Below are 16,981 nucleotides of genomic sequence, written 5' to 3' on the forward strand. Positions count from 1 at the left end.
GGTTTGACGAAATATCTCTGGTTATTCAGTATCTAGGCCAACGCAATTTTAAATATTTATTTATTTGCGTAAACAGAATAAGAAAAGATATCACCAGGGAGCAACAAATGATTAAAAGATCAAAACTATCAAACAGCATAAACGTGGCTTTATTAGCCTCAGTTTCCGCTGCTTCAGCCGTATCGGTAAGTGCTTATGCTGAAGAAGAATCAGCTAACGTAGAAAGAATTGCAGTTACTGGCTCCCGTATTCAACGTCAAGACATGGAAACTGCTTCTCCAGTCACTGTGATTGATGCTGCTGCGATTCGTTCAGAAGGTTTTACAACAGTCGATGAGCTACTTCAGGCTCAAACGTCAATGGCTGGTGCTGCAGTTGGTTCAAGCACCAACAACGGTTCTGACGGTGTTGCTCAAGTCGACCTTCGTGGTATGGGCTCACAACGTACACTAGTATTGCTTAACGGCCGTCGTATGGTTAACTCAGGCTCTGGTGCTGATAGCTCTGTTGATTTGAACGCTATTCCAGTTGCAATGATTGCACGAGTTGAAATACTTAAAGATGGCGCTTCAGCAGTATATGGTTCTGATGCAATTGCTGGTGTAGTTAACATTATTACTAAGAAAGACTTTGAAGGTTTCCAAATAGACGTTCAAGGCGGCATGACTGATAAGAGTGACGGTGAAAACGGCGAAATCAGTGCATTATACGGTTTCAACACTGATACAGGTAACTACACGTTTGGTGCTGCTTACTCTGAGCGTAAAGGTGTTATTCAATCAGATCGTGATTGGACAGATCCAGGTAACAGTTCTACTACACCAAATGGTTCTCTAGATGGCATGGTTAAAGATGCTGATGGTAACTGGGTTGAACGTGAAGAAGGTTACGACTTTACTCAAGACAGTTTCTATCAAACACCAAGCAAACGTTACAGCTTATTTGCAAATATGACGCAAGAGCTAGGCAGTGACATCATCTTAACTGGTGATATTCTTTACACTAAACGTAAATCTAATCAGCAACTAGCTGCACAGCCTGCAATTTTGGCATTAGATGTGTGTGAAGCTGGTGATGATCCAACTAAGTGTTTTGAACTTGATCAAGACATGATTGATGCAGGTATGGCTCCTAATGCTGACGGTCAAATCGACTACCGTAAGCGTATGAATGATGTTGGTCCACGTATTTACAGTCAAGATACTGATACTTGGAGAGTTTCTGCTGGCCTTGAAGGTTCTTTAGATATCAACACCGGTATGAACTGGGATGTATCGTATACCTATGGTAATAACAAAGCAGAGACTGCTGTAGAAAACTCAATTAATGCGACATTAATGGCTGACGCTATTTACGCTGACCAAGATGCTTGGTTAACAGGTCAACCAATGACTGATCAAGCGTTGTTAGACAGTGTTGCATACACTGAAAAAGCAGATGGCGGTAACGAGCAGCATGTATTCTCTGCTGGCCTAAATGGTGAGTTATTTGACTTAGACGCAGGCCCAGTAGCTTTCGCAATTGGTGCTGAATACCGCTACGAAAGCGGCTATTACAATCCTGATCCAATCATCGTCGCTGGTGAAGGTACGGCTGCACAGCAAGACCCAACAGATGGTAACTACAATGTTATCTCTATCTTCCAAGAAGTGAGTGTACCGTTTACTGAAAAACTAACCGGTGAATTCGCATTACGCTTTGATGATTACTCTACTTTCGGTAATGCATCAACTTGGAAAATTGGTTTAACCTACGAAGCGACTGACGACTTAATGATTCGTACCGTAGCTGCGACCGGTTTCCGTGCTCCGAGTGTTAGTGAGCTATACGGTGGTAACTCAGGTTCATATGACTACTTGGAAGATCCATGGGGAAATGAACAGGATGAGCAAATCCTAGTTAACTATACGTCTGATGAAGATCTAGAACCAGAAGAGTCAGAGTCTTACACAGCAGGTTTAGTTTACTCACCTAGCTATGTAGACGGTATGTCGTTAACTCTTGATTATTGGCGCTTTAAAGTTAAAAATGCGATCACACGTTTAGATACACAAAATGGTTTAAATAACTGTTTTGCAGGCGACCAAGCAACTTGTGAGCTATTCAACATTGGTCCGAATGGTGATTTGTCTAACCTAACGAACTCGTTAACTAACGTAGGTTACCAAGACACAAGTGGTATTGATTTCAACTTAGCTTACCGTTTCGACGCGTTAAACTTAGATTGGACAATCAGCAACGATACAACTTACTTGTTGAACTTTGAACAAGATGGCATTGACTACACTAATACTATCGACGGTAACTTCGGCGCATACGCTCAAGTACGTAACAACTTTAGTATTAAAGCAGCTCAAGATGATTGGAGTGTAATGTACTTCAACCGTTATATCGGTGAAATGGATGACTTAAGTGCTGGTACTAAAGTTGATTCAGTGCTTTATCACAACATTTCAGCTAGCTACTTTATCAATGATTCTTGGATGCTAAGTGCTGGTGTTAAAAACTTAACTGATGAAGAACCATCAAGAGTGTCTAACGGTAGTGACGGTGGTACAGTACCAGAGGTTTACGACACAATTGGTCGTACATACTTTGCTGGTGTTACCATGAAGTTCTAATCGAACTTAACATCAAAAAAGCCAGCTAATGCTGGCTTTTTTATTGGTTTTTTTATGAAACGAATTAACCTAAACCTTCACTCATCGCTTTCTTTTGAATTAGTTCGATTTTATAACCATCTGGATCTTCAACAAATGCAATCTCTGTTGTGCCGCCAGCAACGGGACCTGGCGCACGAGTAATTTTTCCGCCAGCAGCTTCAATTGCTTTACAGCGTTCATAAATATCTTCTTCACCAATAGCAAGGTGACCAAAGCCATTACCTAAATCATAGCTATCAGTGCCCCAATTATAAGTTAATTCGATCACCGCTTGACCAGTAGATTCTTCACCAAAACCGACAAAGGCGAGGGTATATTCATATTGGGCATTTTCAGATTTTCTCAGTAATGTCATCCCCATAACCTGGGTATAAAACTCAATACTGTGTTCAAGATTACCGACTCTTATCATGGTGTGGAGCAATTGCGACATAATAAACTCTTTGTAGTTAGTTGTTTTGTTTAGGGTAACAAATTTTAAGCCTGTTAAAAAATTGATTTAGCGTACCATTTTACTGTTTGAGTTCACATAATTACCTCTAAAAGGTAGGAAAACTGTCTAGACACGCTAAAATTAATTTATATTCATTTGGAGACAAGATAATGACAACAGAAATAAAAATGGCTCTTGGTACCTCAGTGGTAATCGTAATTTGTTTTAGTGCTTTCTTTGTTTCAATGTTTTAAGAGCATTATTCAAGTAGCCAAAAAAAACCGCTTAACGCGGTTTTTTTGTGGCTGAATTTCAAGTGAGTGTTAATCTTTGTGAAGAGTTTACTAACGTTATAATTCCCAATTGAAAGCAGTTTGTTGTTCTGATACTGTCCACAGCTTGCTTAAAACAGATGCATCTGTAGCAAAGGATTCAAGCTTACACTCGCCAACAGGGCCAACCCAATTCCACCTTCCTGAAGGCCCATAGTATGCACGTTGCGCAATGGATTGTTCAGTTGCGCACATGACTTCAGGATAAGCACCTTGCTCAGCGGTTTGAACTAAGCCAAGTTTGACCATCATCGACCATGATGCGCGAGTAAACAGGTTTACTTTTTCGTTAATCAGTGAAGTGTTTGACGCACCAGGGTGACAAACATATACCTCAACATGCTTATTCGCGGCGGCGATTTTGTTTTGTAATTCATACGCAAACATCATCTGCGCTAATTTACTATGACAATAAGTTTTGTTTGGATGGTAGTTTTTATCCCAATTCATATCATTAAACTGAATTGTTTTAAGCCCCATCTTATATCCTTCACTTGCAACAACCACAATGCGTCCTTTAGATGCTTCAATTTTGTTAAACAGTAAGCCGCACAGTAAAAAATGACCGTAATGATTTACACCCAACTGACTCTCAAAACCGTCTTTAGTGAATTCTTGCTTAGCAATCTGTGCTATGGCGCCATTACAAATGAGGGCATCTATGTTTGTTACTGTTTCAAGGATGATTTTAGCTGCACCTCGCACAGATTGAAGTTCAGCGAGATCAAGTTTGATAAAACTAACATCGGCTTCTGAGCTAAATTCTTGCTTTAATTTTGCTATCGCAGAAGAGGATTTTTCTGGGTTACGATTAAGCATTATCACTTTAGCGCCTTTAGATAATAGTATTCTAGAAGCTTGAAATCCTGCTCCTGCATTAGCGCCTGTGATGAGATAGGTTTTGCCTAAAAGTGAACCTAACTGTGTTGGTGTCCAGCCCTTAGCACCAAATGGATTGTTGTGTGACATGTGTTTCTCCTAAGGCGATGGCGTGTGCATCGTGAATAGTAAAATGAGTTTCTTGTTCATTAAGGTGTCTATTTAATGAACTGGTGAAACTACTATAACTCTCACTTTTGACGCTAACTAGGCGATATAATCTCTAAAATATGCCTATTTGTATCACCTTGTTGAGTTGGCTGTTTTTCAGTGCTACTTTTGAGTTACATGATAACAAGCAAAACATGGCTTCATTTATTGTAGCTGTGGCAATTAGCAGCTTAGCGATTGTAGCTTGTGCCACTAAGAAGACATTTATGAGTAAATCAGAAATTAAACGATTAATAGAAGCTAAAATCACGCAAGATGGTGTAATTGAGACCGGGATAAAAGGCGTGCAACTGTTTCGTGTGACTGAATCTATGCGCTGTGCACCTGCTGTTTACGAACCTTGCGTCATTGCGATTATTAGTGGTGCTAAACAAGCCATATTAGATGGTAAACATATTATATATGATGAAAATCGTTATATGTGTTGCCCTATATCTATGCCAGTTGAAGCAGGAACCCCAACAGCATCACCTGATAATCCGTTATTAGGAGTGATGATATCACTAGATACAAAAACGATGACTGAACTTAGCATTGAAATGGCAGCGAGTGGGGGGCACAAAAATAAATATAAAACAGGCTCTCAAGGCTTATCTTTAGCGCGTTGGGATGACACGTTTACAGATGCGTTACTGCGTCTGTTACAACTACAAGGTAGTGAACTTGATATTGCGGTTCTGGCTGCAAGCCGACTGAGAGAATTATATTTTGCGGTACTAAAGGGCGATGCAGGCGAAGCTGCGCGAGCCGCATTCGGGGTCGGAAATGAGATAGCACGTTCTATCGAATACCTTTCTTCACGTTTACATGAATCTGTCACGATTGAAGAGATGGCTGAGCAGGTAGGTATGAGCCGCGCAGTGTTACATCGAAAATTTAAGCAAGCAACTGCCATGTCGCCGATTCAATTTGTAAAAACAATGCGGTTAAATACCGCTGCAATGAAAATTGCTACAGGAATGAGTGTAAATGTTGCAGCAATGGCTGTTGGCTATCAAAGTTCTTCGCAATTTAGTCGTGAGTTTAAACGATTGTACGGACAATCACCTAAACAGTGGAGCCAAGCTACAGAGCTACCACAAGGGGCAATAGTGTAATGAGTTTGATGCCTTGCTGCATCTAATCAGGAGTCATGATGGAAGATAGAATACTTATCAGAGGGCTGGGTTTTATACTCCTTTTGATTGGATTAGTGCTGTCAGCTAACCCAGAGTTAGTGAGTAATAAACCCATTCCAAACGATACGTTTAACGCTGTTGAGCGACGGATCTGGTGGGGGTTATTTATTGGTGCAGGGCTTTTGCTTCAGTTTCATTTTCAATTAACGCCATGGCAAGCGACTGTTTCTGCAACACTCACCTCGCTACTCATTGGTTTGTTAATAGCAAGGCTTATTGGCATTGTGCTTGATGGCTCTGTACCTAAGCAATGGGTCAATGTCGCGATAGAACTTGTGATGTTAGTGCCTTTAGTTTGGTGGGCGATTAAAACACGAAGTTAAATAATTTATTGTAGCTGAAATAAATTAGTCACTTAAGTGCATGGAGCGGCAAGGCTAAGTTTATCTCAATGGTCCTATAACGACATAAAATAAGCGTAAACCTAAAGCTATTTTCTGCTAATAATAAGAAGAATAGCTTTCAGGTTTGAAGCTTTTATTTAAGGCTAGTTAGCACCATTAACTTTAGTGCTATTAACTTTAGTGCTATTAACTTTAGTGCTATTAACTTTAGTGCTATTAACATTAATCTCGTTCGCTTTAGCCTTATTCACTTTAGTCTATATTAGCTTGAGTCCAAGTCACTTCGGCTAATTGATTAGTTGCTGTTTGATGAATAATTAGACCATTTTCTCCCATCCTCATGTGCCGTATAAGTCCTGAATAAACCCCATCCTTACTAGGAATTTGCCAGCTTTGCATGGTTTCATTTTTAAGATCAAATCTGACTAGTGTCTCTGGTCTTTTAGCGGATTCATTAAACCAAATTGCATCATTTGCATACTCTATTGCATAAGGATGACTATATTGACCACTAGGCGTATCCCATTGTGTTATTTCCCCTGTTTTAGGGTTATACCTGCCGAGCTTTCCCATGCCTGAATTGACATAAAACACCATATCATCAGGAGTAATTGCGAGACGTCGCGTATGAGTCTGATCACCAGGCAAGCGAATTTCATCTAAAGCCATAGATTGCTTATCTACTTTAATCAGACAGTTTGAGCCATTACATGAGACCCAAGGTGTACCTGTCGAGTCGAGTTTAATGCCATAGGGGCGAGATTTTTTACTTGGCAATGAAACAAGCTTAATGTCGCCATTTATAGGATTTAATTGGCCAATCATATTACTGTGTTGAAGGGTAAACCAAAAAATGCCGTTATCATCGAATACACCAGTATGAGGATCGCGAGCGTTTTTGTCCGGCATGTTAAACACGGTAAACTTTTCTGTTTCGAGGTCTAAATAACCCACAGTGCCATTTTTATTTCCAAGAAACCAAGGCGTTAGATTTTTATCTAAGGATACGCTGTGGGGGAAGGTGCCTTCAGGTAGAGGGTATTCCTTCATTTCACCCGTTTTGGGATCCAGTCGCCCAAGGATATTCCCCCATTGTCCGACCCACCAAATAATGCCATCTTTTCCTTGAATTGGGTCCCTTGCTCGCTGGCCCAGTGTGGGGACTTGCCAGTAGGTAAATTGTAACTCGATGTCACCGTCGACTACTGTCGAAGCACGTTTGTCATTAGGCGGGTTGTTATTGGCAAGATATTCACTAATCTGACTGGCTGAATTAGGATCTAGTTTAACCATGGATGATATAAGTGACTGCCAATGAACTTGTGAATACCCAGCACTGCGATCAATATTGTTAATGCCATGGCAACTCGAGCATAGCTGGTTAACTATTGATGCTTGATCATCACTTAACACCGACGTTGAGCTTAACGTTAATGTAAATAATGCAGTTAATGAAGCTAGCCGCTGTAAATTGCTTTGCTGATGTCCCACTGAAGCCCCCTAATCACATTGATTGAGTATCCACTATGCACCCAAAATGTAACTGTTTATTAAGCCAACATATTCGGTGATGGTTTAAACAATTACTAATTTACACACAGACTGATTATGATGGTCAAGTGATATTAAGTCACAGGTGCGTTATCGAGGGCGTTTGTAATAATCGTTGAGTGGAGATGAGGCTAAGGTAAGGCGCCTTTGAAAAGTTTAAAATACTGTTTGTTCAAAGGCGATATAGTTGAAAGACGTTGGTAAACCTTAGTCTGTTTTATCTTTAAATTCGCATAAATCTTCAATAATGCAACTGCCGCAGCGAGGTTTACGGGCGATACAGGTATATCTTCCATGTAAGATAAACCAATGATGCACATCAACTTTAAATTCAGCAGGTGTCACCTTAAGCATTTTTTCTTCTACTTGGTCGACATTTTTACCCATTGCAAACTTAGTGCGGTTTGCCATTCTGAAAATATGGGTATCAACCGCGATAGTAGGCCAGCCAAAAGCAGTATTTAGTACAACATTAGCGGTTTTACGACCGACACCAGGTAGTGCTTCTAATGCTTCACGGTTCTCTGGCACTTCACCGCCATGAAGGTTTATCAACATTTCACAGGCTTTAATGACATTAATTGCTTTATTATTATAAAGACCGATGGTTTTAATGTAGGTCTTTAATCCTTCAACGCCAAGGTCATAAATTTGTTGGGCTGTATTTGCAACGGGAAAGAGTTTATCAGTGGCTTTGTTAACACTGACATCCGTTGCTTGTGCCGACAAAGTTACAGCAACTAACAATTCAAATGGTGATGAAAAGTTGAGTTCTGTTTCCGGCTTAGGGTTGTTTGCCCGTAAGCGAGTTAAAATTTCATGGCGTTTTTGTTTGTTCATGACTTAGCTAACCTTTGTTATCCGAGCACGTGCAATTGTCTCTGTTTCTTGTTGTGGTTTTCTATTTTCAATTTGCGCGTCGATGACATTTTTTAATGCAATCAATAATCCCATGGCGATAAATGCACCTGGTGGTAACATCGCCAAGAGGAAAGGGCTTTCGACATTAAATACTTGAATGGTTAATGAGCTAGCCCAATCGCCAAGCAAGAGTTCTGCACCATCAAATAATGTGCCTTGACCCAGTAATTCCCGCATTCCACCAAGTACCACTAGAATAACTGTGAAACCCACCCCCATCATGAGTCCGTCAAATGCTGCACTGGTCACATTATTACGTGAAGCAAATGCTTCAGCACGGCCGATAATGACGCAGTTAGTGACAATCAGTGGCAAGAATATACCTAATGAAAGGTACAAACCATAGGCGTAAGCATTGATAAGTAATTGCACGCAGGTGACGAGCGCTGCAATGATCATAACAAATACCGGTATACGAATTTCTTTTGGTACATAGTCCCTTACTAACGAGACTAAGATGTTAGAGCCCACTAATACCAATAGCGTCGCTAAACCGAGTCCTAACGCATTTGTCACAGTGGCAGTGACTGCCAGCAGTGGACATAAGCCTAATAGTTGTACTAAACCTGGGTTATTTTTCCATAAGCCTTGCCAAGCTATTTCACGATAATTAGTCATGTTCACGTCCACAATGATTGACGGTTGATAACAACTCATCACGATGTTGTTCAACAAATTCAAGTGCTTTATTGATAGCGCCTACATAAGCACGAGGAGTAATTGTCGCACCTGTAAATTGGTCAATGTCGCCACCGTCTTTTTTAACTGCCATTGGTTTGGAATTAGAGTCATAAGTCATACCGCTAAAACCAAGAACCCAATCAGATTTTCTAAGTTCAATTTTATCGCCAAGGCCAGGTGTTTCTTGATGAGTTAATGTACGAACACCCAGTAATTCGTTGTCATTACTGATACCAAGAATAATTTTTATATCCCCATTGTAGCCATCTGGAGCCACTGCTTCTATGGCAAGAGCAACTGCTTGTTGATCCATTTTAGCGATATAAACGGGTAATGGCTCATCTGTGCCTAAATATTCAGCATTGGCCACTAGGATACAATCATCAGTAAGTTGATTGTTGTGCATTGAGTTAGGAATGATTTGCTCTAACACACTGACAAGTTGCTTGCGCTGTTGTTCGATAATCGTATCTTTAGTTAGAAAATTAACCGACGCTACAAGGCCTGTACAACACAGCGCAAATAGCCCGAGTAATAATCCATTTTTAGAAATAATTTTTAACATTGATAATCCAGTTAGCTCGCAGGTTAATTACCCGCACGGTGGCCATATGAACGAGGACGAATGTAATAGTCAATAAATGGTGCGCACATGTTGGCCAATAATACGGCAAATGCTACGGCATCAGGGTATCCACCATAAGTGCGTATCACAAAAATTAACACGCCAATTATTGCGCCGAACAGTAATCTGCCTTTCGGACTCGTTGCTGCTGTTACAGGATCTGTAGCGATGAAAAATGCGCATAACATTGTGCCACCAGAAAACAAATGCAGAATCGGGCTTGCATGGGTGTCAGGGTTAAGTAAAAACGCAAAACCTGAACAAATAAAAATACTGAGTAATATTGCACTACTGATATGCCAGCGAATGACCTTGAGCTTCAACATCACCAAGCCACCAAGAAGGTAAGCCATGTTTACCCAAAACCAGCCGATACCTGTCATACCGTCAAATACGTTACGCTGCAGACTTTCTGTACTGGTCATTCCCATAGATAAATCTGTTTTAAACGTATCTAATGGCGTGGCCATCGTGTGTCCATCAACAGTGATTTTGAAGTAATCTAAACTCGCTGGGCTGATTTCAAAAATTTGGCTTAAAGCCGCTGTTATTCCAACATGGTTGGCAGTCAGTTCTGCAGGTGCTACCCAATTGGTCATTTGCAGTGGAAATGAAACAAGCAGCAACACATATGCAGCCATTGCAGGGTTGAAAATATTATTGCCCAGTCCGCCATATAGATGTTTAACGATCACGATGGCAAATAAACAGCCAATCATGGTCATCCACCAAGGCGTTAACGGAGGAATGGCAGCAGCAATAAGTAGTGCGGTAACTAGAGCGCTGTTATCTGATAACGCACTTTTTATCGACTTGTTTCTTAATTTCATCACAGCAGCTTCTGCGGATAATGAAACCAATACGGCAATTAATATTTGCACCAAGGTGCCCATGCCAAAAAAGTAAACTTGCGCTGCAATACCTGGAATTAGGCATAGTGCGACTCTTTGCATCACCTTATTGGTTTGCAAATTGGTACTCACATGGGGTGAAGAAGCAATTTTAAATGCCATGTTTATTCCTTTTCACTGCTCTGTTGATTCGCTAATTTTTTCGCTTTAGCTTTGGCTACAGCAGCGGCGATTCTTGCTTTTTTTACCTCAGCAGCCGATGTTATTGGCTCAATTGAGGTTTGATCAGATTGGGTGTCGCTAATGTCGGTTTCAACTGCTTTTGCTTCACTTTGTAGTGGCTGAGTTGCGCCTTGTGCGAGCTTTTTCGCTTTTGCTTTAGCGACAGCAGCGGCAATTCTTGCTTTTTTCTCATCTGCAGGTGACAAAGTGGCTGTTTCAGGTACCGAATCTGATTGTGTTTCAGGCTTAACGGTAACGGGAGTGTCAATTGCTTGTGTTTGAGCAAGGTGTTCATCATCTTGCTGCGGTTGACCAGCACTTTGACCAGCGCTTTGACCAGCGCTTTGAGCGAGCTTTTTCGCTTTTGCTTTAGCGACAGCAGCGGCAATTTTTGCTTTTTTCTCATCTGCAGGTGACAAAGTGGCTGTTTCAGGTACCGAATCTGATTCTGTTTCTGGGCTAACGGTAACGGGAGTGTCAATTGCTTGTGTTTGAACAAGGTGTTCATCATCTTGCTGCGATTGACCAGCACTTTGACCAGCACTTTGACCAGCACTTTGACCAGCACTTTGAGCCAGCCTTTTCGCTTTTGCTTTAGCGACAGCTGCGGCAATTCTTGCTTTTTTCTCATCTGCAGGAGATAACGACGCTTGCACTGACGATTGCTCGTTAACTGAAGACGATTCTATTGTTTGCTGTTGATCTTCTGATTGAGTTTCAGCTTGTTTAGCCAGTTTTTTAGCTTTAGCTCTAGCTACTGCTGCAGCTATCTGGGCTTTTTTATCATCAACAGCCACAGATTCATTGGTGTTATCGGGTACTTGCTCAGAAACCTTATTATCGCTCTGTTGCGCACGTTTTTTGGCTTTTGCTCGTGCAACTGCCGCAGCAATTTGTGCTTTCTTGTCATCAACAGGTGAAGCCTGTTCTGTTGTTTGATCTAACTGTGCTGATGGTTCCTGAACTGATGCTTGATTTTCTGCCTGTTGCGCGAGCTTTTTCGCTTTAGCACGTGCAATGGCTGCGCTAACTGCTGATGACTTATCTGTGGAAGCGGCAGGTCTACTATCAGCTTGAGTGTTTTGTTCTGCCATTTTCTTTTTCGCAGCCACTCTAGCCATTGCTTCAGCAACCGCGTTTTTCTTATCACTATTTTCCATCGCAGCTTTACGTTTTTCTGCGGCTAAGCGTGACTTTTCTTCTCGTGCACGTTTTTCATCTTCTAAACGCTGCAGTCTTGCCTCAAATCGGACTTTTGCTTGTTCTGCTTGTCTTTTTTCTTCTGCTTCGTTTTTCAGAGCAGATTTTGCAATACGATAATATTCAACTAAGGGTATATCGCTTGGACAAACGTAACTGCAACAGCCGCATTCGATACAGTCTTTTAAATTAAAGCTGGCTGCTTTGTCATACTCTTCTGCTTTTGCATGCCAAAATAATTGCTGAGGCAATAATAGTGCAGGGCATGCAATGGCGCATTCTCCGCAGCGTATACACGCTTTTTCTTCAGTATCAGGCGCTATTTCATTTTGACTTGGGGTCAATATACAGTTGGTGCCTTTTAGCACTGGTACATCAAAATCTGGTAGCGCGTAACCCATCATTGGGCCACCAATAATCACTTTTTGTAAAGGCGCCTCATCAAAACCAACTTGTTCAAGTATATCTTTAACACTTGAACCTATGGGTAACCAGTAGTTACCTGGTGTTGAGACTTGCTCACCAGTTAAAGTCACTAGGCGCTCAATTAACGGTTTCCCATGTAGCACGGCATCTTGAATAGCGTAAGCCGTTCCGACGTTATGAACAACAATGCCTTGCTGAGCAGGAATGCTGCCTGTTGGCACTTCACGGCCAGTAATGATTTGTATAAGTTGTTTTTCACCACCAGAAGGATACTTAGTAGGGATGACTGTCACTTTGACAATCCCTTGTAATTCAGTAGCGTTATCAAGTGCACTACGCATGGCACTGACAGCTTCTGGTTTATTATCTTCAATAGCAATAATAATGCGCTGAGGAGAGAGCAAAGTATTAATGATGTTAATGCCTGAGAGGATCTCGGTAGCGTTTTCACGCATAATTACATCATCTGAGGTAATGTAAGGTTCGCATTCCACACCATTAATGATAACTAAATCGATTTCACTGGCTGGGTTTAATTTTATATGGCTAGGAAAACTTGCTCCCCCCATACCCGCAATGCCAGCTTGCATGATTTTATCTAGAATTTGTTGATTAGATAGGGTTGCTAATTCATTGCTCTGATAATCAATGCTGTCGTCTTTACCATCGGCTTGTATCACACATGTCAATACGGGTAAGCCTGATGCATGATTACTTGGCTTTAATGCAATATCAGCAATAATGCCTGATGTTGGCGCATGCACTGGTAAGTACATAAAGCCTTCACCTTCAGTCAGCATTTGGCCTTTTAATACTTTGTCGCCAACCTTTACTTGTAAGCGAGCGCTGTCACCCACTTGCGGGACAGGTACCGAATAATAACGCGATAACGGTAGTCGAGCGCTACTAACTTGATTGGATACACTTTTTAATTGTGGTGGATGGATCCCGCCTGGAGAGTGCCATAACGTCCCTTTATCAATTTGTTCTAATAAAGTTAGCACTGAGATTCCTCTTTTACTTCACGGTTAGGCGATTGAACACCTTCTACAATGGTTACTGGGATACGGCTTAACTTCCAATCCCAATTTTTAAGGTTTTGTTCAACAGGTATCATGTCAATGCAATCTACCGGGCAGGGCTCGACACACAAATCACAGCCTGTACAGTCTTTAGCGATAACGGTATGCATTAACTTACCAGCGCCTAATATGGCATCCACTGGACAGGCTTGAATACACTTAGTGCAACCAATACATTCGTCTTCGCGAATAAAGGCGACCTTTTTAATATTTTCTTGAGCGACTTCATTTAACGGCTCAGGATCAACGCCCATCAAACTGGCAATTTTTTCCATTGTCGCAGTGCCGCCTGGTGGGCATTTATTGACATTATCACCATTGGCAATTGCTTCTGCGTATGGGCGACAGCCAGGGTAGCCACATTGGCCACATTGTGTTTGCGGTAGCAGCGCTTCAACTTGTTCAACAATGGGGTTGCCTTCAACTTTAAACTTGATGGAGGCATAACCTAAAATGAGTCCGAATATGAGTGCTAATACGGTGAGCACGATAACTGCGATTACAATACTAGACATGATTATTTAACCAGCCCCGCAAATCCCATGAAGGCAAGAGACATTAAACCCGCTGTGATCATGGCGATAGCGCCGCCTTTGAAAGGTAGAGGGACATCTGCTGCTGCAAGACGTTCTCTCATGGCTGAAAATAAAACAAGCACTAATGAAAAACCAATAGCGGCGCCAAAACCATAAACTGCAGATTGAATAAAGTTATGGTCTTCATTGACGTTCAAAAGGGCAACACCTAATACAGCACAATTGGTTGTGATAAGTGGCAGGTAAATACCTAAAGCTCGATGTAATGATGCACTGGTTTTTTGAACCATCATCTCAGTAAACTGCACGACGACAGCAATGACCAAGATAAAACTCATGGTTCTTAGATAGTTGAGGTCGAAAGGCTTTAATAAGAACTCATTGGTTAAAAAGCTGAGAATACTAGCTAGGGTCAACACAAACGTTGTCGCCATGGACATACCAATGGCTGAGGCGAGCTTGCTTGATACTCCCATAAAAGGGCACAAACCAAGGAATTTTACTAACACAAAGTTATTGACTAACACGGTGCCAATTAACAGTAAGAGATAGTCTGTCATTACTACACTTTTTAATTCAGATATTAGTTGTATTATCTAAGGTTTAGGCTTGAGAAACAACGGATAAAAAAAAGGGTTATGTAAATATTAACCCTAATTTGTAAGATTGGACTGACATTGGTCGATTATTTATCTGTTTTAGCGATAATTTCTGGCCTAGCAATATAATAACCTTGTAATCCGTCGACTAACATTTTTTCTAATGTGAGTTTCTCATCTTGTTTTTCAACGCCTGTGGCTATGACTTTAATCCCAATTCTGCGTGAAATATCAACAATCATTCTGACAAAGAATTTGTTGTTATTATCTTGATCAATGTTTTCGCTGTAACTGCTGTCTAATTTAATGACATCTGGTTTTACTTCGCGGAAAAATTTAAACGAAGAAAAGCCTAATCCGAAATGTTGAATGGCCACTTTTGCGCCCACTTTATGCATTTCGTTGACGAAACGGCGACTGGCAGTGACATTTTTTTGCATACCAGATTCATTAAGCTCAAATACGATTCTTGCTGAGGTAGAGCGGTGACTCGACAATATATCGCGTAACCATGACACAAACACTTCTTGTAAGGCTGATGAGGCACTAATGTTAATACCGAAGTTACCCGTTAGGCTAGGGTTTGAATTTAATAGTTGTAGTGTGTGCACCACAATCATTTTATCTAAATCCACATTTAGCCCATGACGTTCTGACATGGCAATAACACTGGCAGTGGGCAAGTTTGAGCCTTCACTATTATAAAAACGGGCAAATAACTCTCGATAAACATCCACTTGATTGTTACAAGGTAAAATAGGCTGCTGGAAAAACTTGATGCCTTTACGATTAATTAATTCATTAATGGTCACTTTCCAGTGATCGTCGCCCAATTGCTGATTACCAGAAAACTTCTCGAGTATATGGTAACGATTAGGCCCCGATGTTTGAGCAATGCTGACTGCAGTATCTGCAAGTGTCAGCAGGGCATGAGAGTCACAGTTTTGTTCAAACGGCACCATTCCGCTATGGGCGATGCTGTCGGTATCAACTGTTTGAGCATATTCATCCAGGTAACGTTTTAAGCTGACTAAAAACTGCTCGCCTTCTTTAACGGTAATATCGTTGATAAATAGCGCAAAATCACTGCTCGATACTCGATAATATTCATTGACCCCAGTTTTGGCTGCTGCTTGACGTATGCACGTAGCAATTTTGCTTAGGTAATCATCGCCAGCTTCACGGCCATGAAGCTGATTGATACTTGATAATTCGGCGGCTTTAATAATGCAAAGCACCCCAAATTGTTGTTTATCTGAATCAGTAATCGTTTTTAAATAATCATTAAATCGACGACGAGTAGAGAAGCCCGTTACAGGATCTTGATATGCAGCTTTGGTTAATAAGTCGTTTTCTTTATGGAAGTTACCAATACTGGTTTTCAGCTCAATTCGGCTTTTCTCAAGAGCAACGCCAATGGGTTTTAATGAACCACGTAAGCGTGAGGTCTCAACAGCCTGAAAAGACAGGTTGGGGATATTATCTACGTAATCACAAATGTATTTTATGCCACGGCGATGAATGGCCATAAGTATTGCAAAGCTAATCATTATCAACAAGTAAGCGACAATTGTTAAGGTTGCTGCTTTTTCAAGGTTGACAAAACTTGCTGAAATTACCGAACTCGTACTCAGTCTGACTTGTAGTCGGCCTTGTGAGAATGCTTTTGTATGGCCAAGTTCAATTTTAAAAATGGTATCTTCAAAATTGCCTTCAGCTTTAGCGAGTGAACCAAACGTGAAGTTCTTATCACTGTCACTTTCATGTATGTATTGAAAGAATTGAAAAGTAAACTGTTGAGAAAGTAATTCATATAGTGATTTGCCGTCACCTGTCCAATCAGACATTTGATTAACATATTCAGCGTACTTTTCAGTCGCTATAGAACCTTGGCGTTGCATTTCTTTATTTTCTAGATCGTAAATCCGATAAAGTAATAATCCGAAAATGACAAATAAAACTAATTGGAAAGATTTTGATAAACCCATGAATAGTCCATTTCCTATAATACACAGTTGTCTTCATTCAATTTTGGTATAGCGGAAAAATAAAAAGCTACAACAAATAAAGGAGTTAACGAATAGAATTGTAGTGTAATTTACAAAAAAATATAAGGGAATTAAAAAAAGATAGTAATAGGAGGAAGGTAGTAATTTTAACGATTGAATTCTTCTTGGCTCCCCAGACTGGACTCGAACCAGTGACATACGGATTAACAGTCCGCCGTTCTACCAACTGAACTACAGGGGAATTGAAGAATATATAAGAATTGGCTCCCCAGACTGGA

General features: G+C 40.9%; 14 protein-coding genes and 1 tRNA gene. 3 read left to right on the forward strand and 12 right to left on the reverse strand.

The window, feature by feature from the left end:
- Positions 1 to 107 precede the first annotated feature (107 nt).
- Complete coding sequence (locus AB4128_RS19515) at positions 108 to 2,621, forward strand: TonB-dependent receptor (RefSeq protein WP_282166875.1); 2,514 nt, start codon at positions 108 to 110, stop codon at positions 2,619 to 2,621.
- 64 nt (positions 2,622 to 2,685) lie between these two features.
- Here AB4128_RS19515 and gloA read toward each other — a convergent pair whose 3' ends face one another.
- Together gloA and AB4128_RS19525 are read right to left on the reverse strand one after the other, a co-directional pair.
- Positions 2,686 to 3,096, reverse strand: a complete 411-nt coding sequence (gloA, locus tag AB4128_RS19520) for a lactoylglutathione lyase (RefSeq protein WP_372038682.1) — start codon at positions 3,094 to 3,096, stop codon at positions 2,686 to 2,688.
- Between the two features lie 350 nt (positions 3,097 to 3,446).
- Entirely contained in the window at positions 3,447 to 4,397 is a 951-nt protein-coding gene (locus tag AB4128_RS19525) for an SDR family oxidoreductase (RefSeq protein ID WP_372038683.1), read from the reverse strand.
- Between the two features lie 287 nt (positions 4,398 to 4,684).
- Here AB4128_RS19525 and AB4128_RS19530 point away from each other — a divergent pair, with 287 nt between their 5' ends.
- On the forward strand, positions 4,685 to 5,575 hold the full coding sequence (locus tag AB4128_RS19530; protein ID WP_372038684.1) for an AraC family transcriptional regulator N-terminal domain-containing protein: 891 nt from the start codon (positions 4,685 to 4,687) through the stop codon (positions 5,573 to 5,575).
- Positions 5,576 to 5,613: 38 nt separating this feature from the next.
- Positions 5,614 to 5,979, forward strand: a complete 366-nt coding sequence (locus tag AB4128_RS19535) for a DUF4345 family protein (protein ID WP_372038685.1) — start codon at positions 5,614 to 5,616, stop codon at positions 5,977 to 5,979.
- Positions 5,980 to 6,252: 273 nt separating this feature from the next.
- Here the strand turns inward: AB4128_RS19535 and AB4128_RS19540 are convergent, their stop codons facing one another.
- The 10 genes from AB4128_RS19540 to AB4128_RS19585 form a co-directional block, all read right to left on the reverse strand.
- The gene (locus tag AB4128_RS19540) at positions 6,253 to 7,491 is read right to left on the reverse strand and encodes a cytochrome C (RefSeq protein WP_372038686.1); all 1,239 of its coding nucleotides are present in this window, start codon (positions 7,489 to 7,491) and stop codon (positions 6,253 to 6,255) included.
- 267 nt (positions 7,492 to 7,758) lie between these two features.
- Entirely contained in the window at positions 7,759 to 8,391 is a 633-nt protein-coding gene (gene nth, locus AB4128_RS19545; protein ID WP_055025916.1) for an endonuclease III, read from the reverse strand.
- Between the two features lie 3 nt (positions 8,392 to 8,394).
- Positions 8,395 to 9,090: an electron transport complex subunit E gene (locus AB4128_RS19550; RefSeq protein WP_372038688.1), complete on the reverse strand. Its 696-nt coding sequence runs from the start codon at positions 9,088 to 9,090 to the stop codon at positions 8,395 to 8,397.
- On the reverse strand, positions 9,083 to 9,718 hold the full coding sequence (gene rsxG / locus AB4128_RS19555; protein ID WP_119969704.1) for an electron transport complex subunit RsxG: 636 nt from the start codon (positions 9,716 to 9,718) through the stop codon (positions 9,083 to 9,085). Before rsxG ends, AB4128_RS19550 begins: the two co-directional genes overlap by 8 nt.
- 23 nt (positions 9,719 to 9,741) lie before the next feature.
- Entirely contained in the window at positions 9,742 to 10,791 is a 1,050-nt protein-coding gene (gene rsxD, locus AB4128_RS19560) for an electron transport complex subunit RsxD (RefSeq protein ID WP_372038689.1), read from the reverse strand.
- A 2-nt stretch (positions 10,792 to 10,793) separates the two neighbouring features.
- Positions 10,794 to 13,481 (reverse strand): electron transport complex subunit RsxC, encoded by a 2,688-nt coding sequence (rsxC, locus tag AB4128_RS19565; RefSeq protein WP_372038691.1) that lies wholly within the window; start codon positions 13,479 to 13,481, stop codon positions 10,794 to 10,796.
- On the reverse strand, positions 13,475 to 14,074 hold the full coding sequence (gene rsxB, locus AB4128_RS19570; protein ID WP_055025920.1) for an electron transport complex subunit RsxB: 600 nt from the start codon (positions 14,072 to 14,074) through the stop codon (positions 13,475 to 13,477). Before rsxB ends, rsxC begins: the two co-directional genes overlap by 7 nt.
- Positions 14,075 to 14,076: 2 nt before the next feature.
- Positions 14,077 to 14,655: an electron transport complex subunit RsxA gene (gene rsxA, locus AB4128_RS19575; RefSeq protein ID WP_055025921.1), complete on the reverse strand. Its 579-nt coding sequence runs from the start codon at positions 14,653 to 14,655 to the stop codon at positions 14,077 to 14,079.
- Between the two features lie 125 nt (positions 14,656 to 14,780).
- Positions 14,781 to 16,682 carry an EAL domain-containing protein gene (locus AB4128_RS19580; protein ID WP_055025922.1) on the reverse strand — a complete coding sequence of 634 codons (1,902 nt, stop codon included), beginning with the start codon at positions 16,680 to 16,682 and terminating at the stop codon, positions 14,781 to 14,783.
- Positions 16,683 to 16,868: 186 nt separating this feature from the next.
- Positions 16,869 to 16,944, reverse strand: a tRNA-Asn gene (locus AB4128_RS19585).
- Positions 16,945 to 16,981 lie beyond the last annotated feature (37 nt).

Source organism: Shewanella sp. 10N.286.52.A9 (assembly GCF_041468985.1).
GTDB lineage: Bacteria > Pseudomonadota > Gammaproteobacteria > Enterobacterales > Shewanellaceae > Shewanella > Shewanella japonica.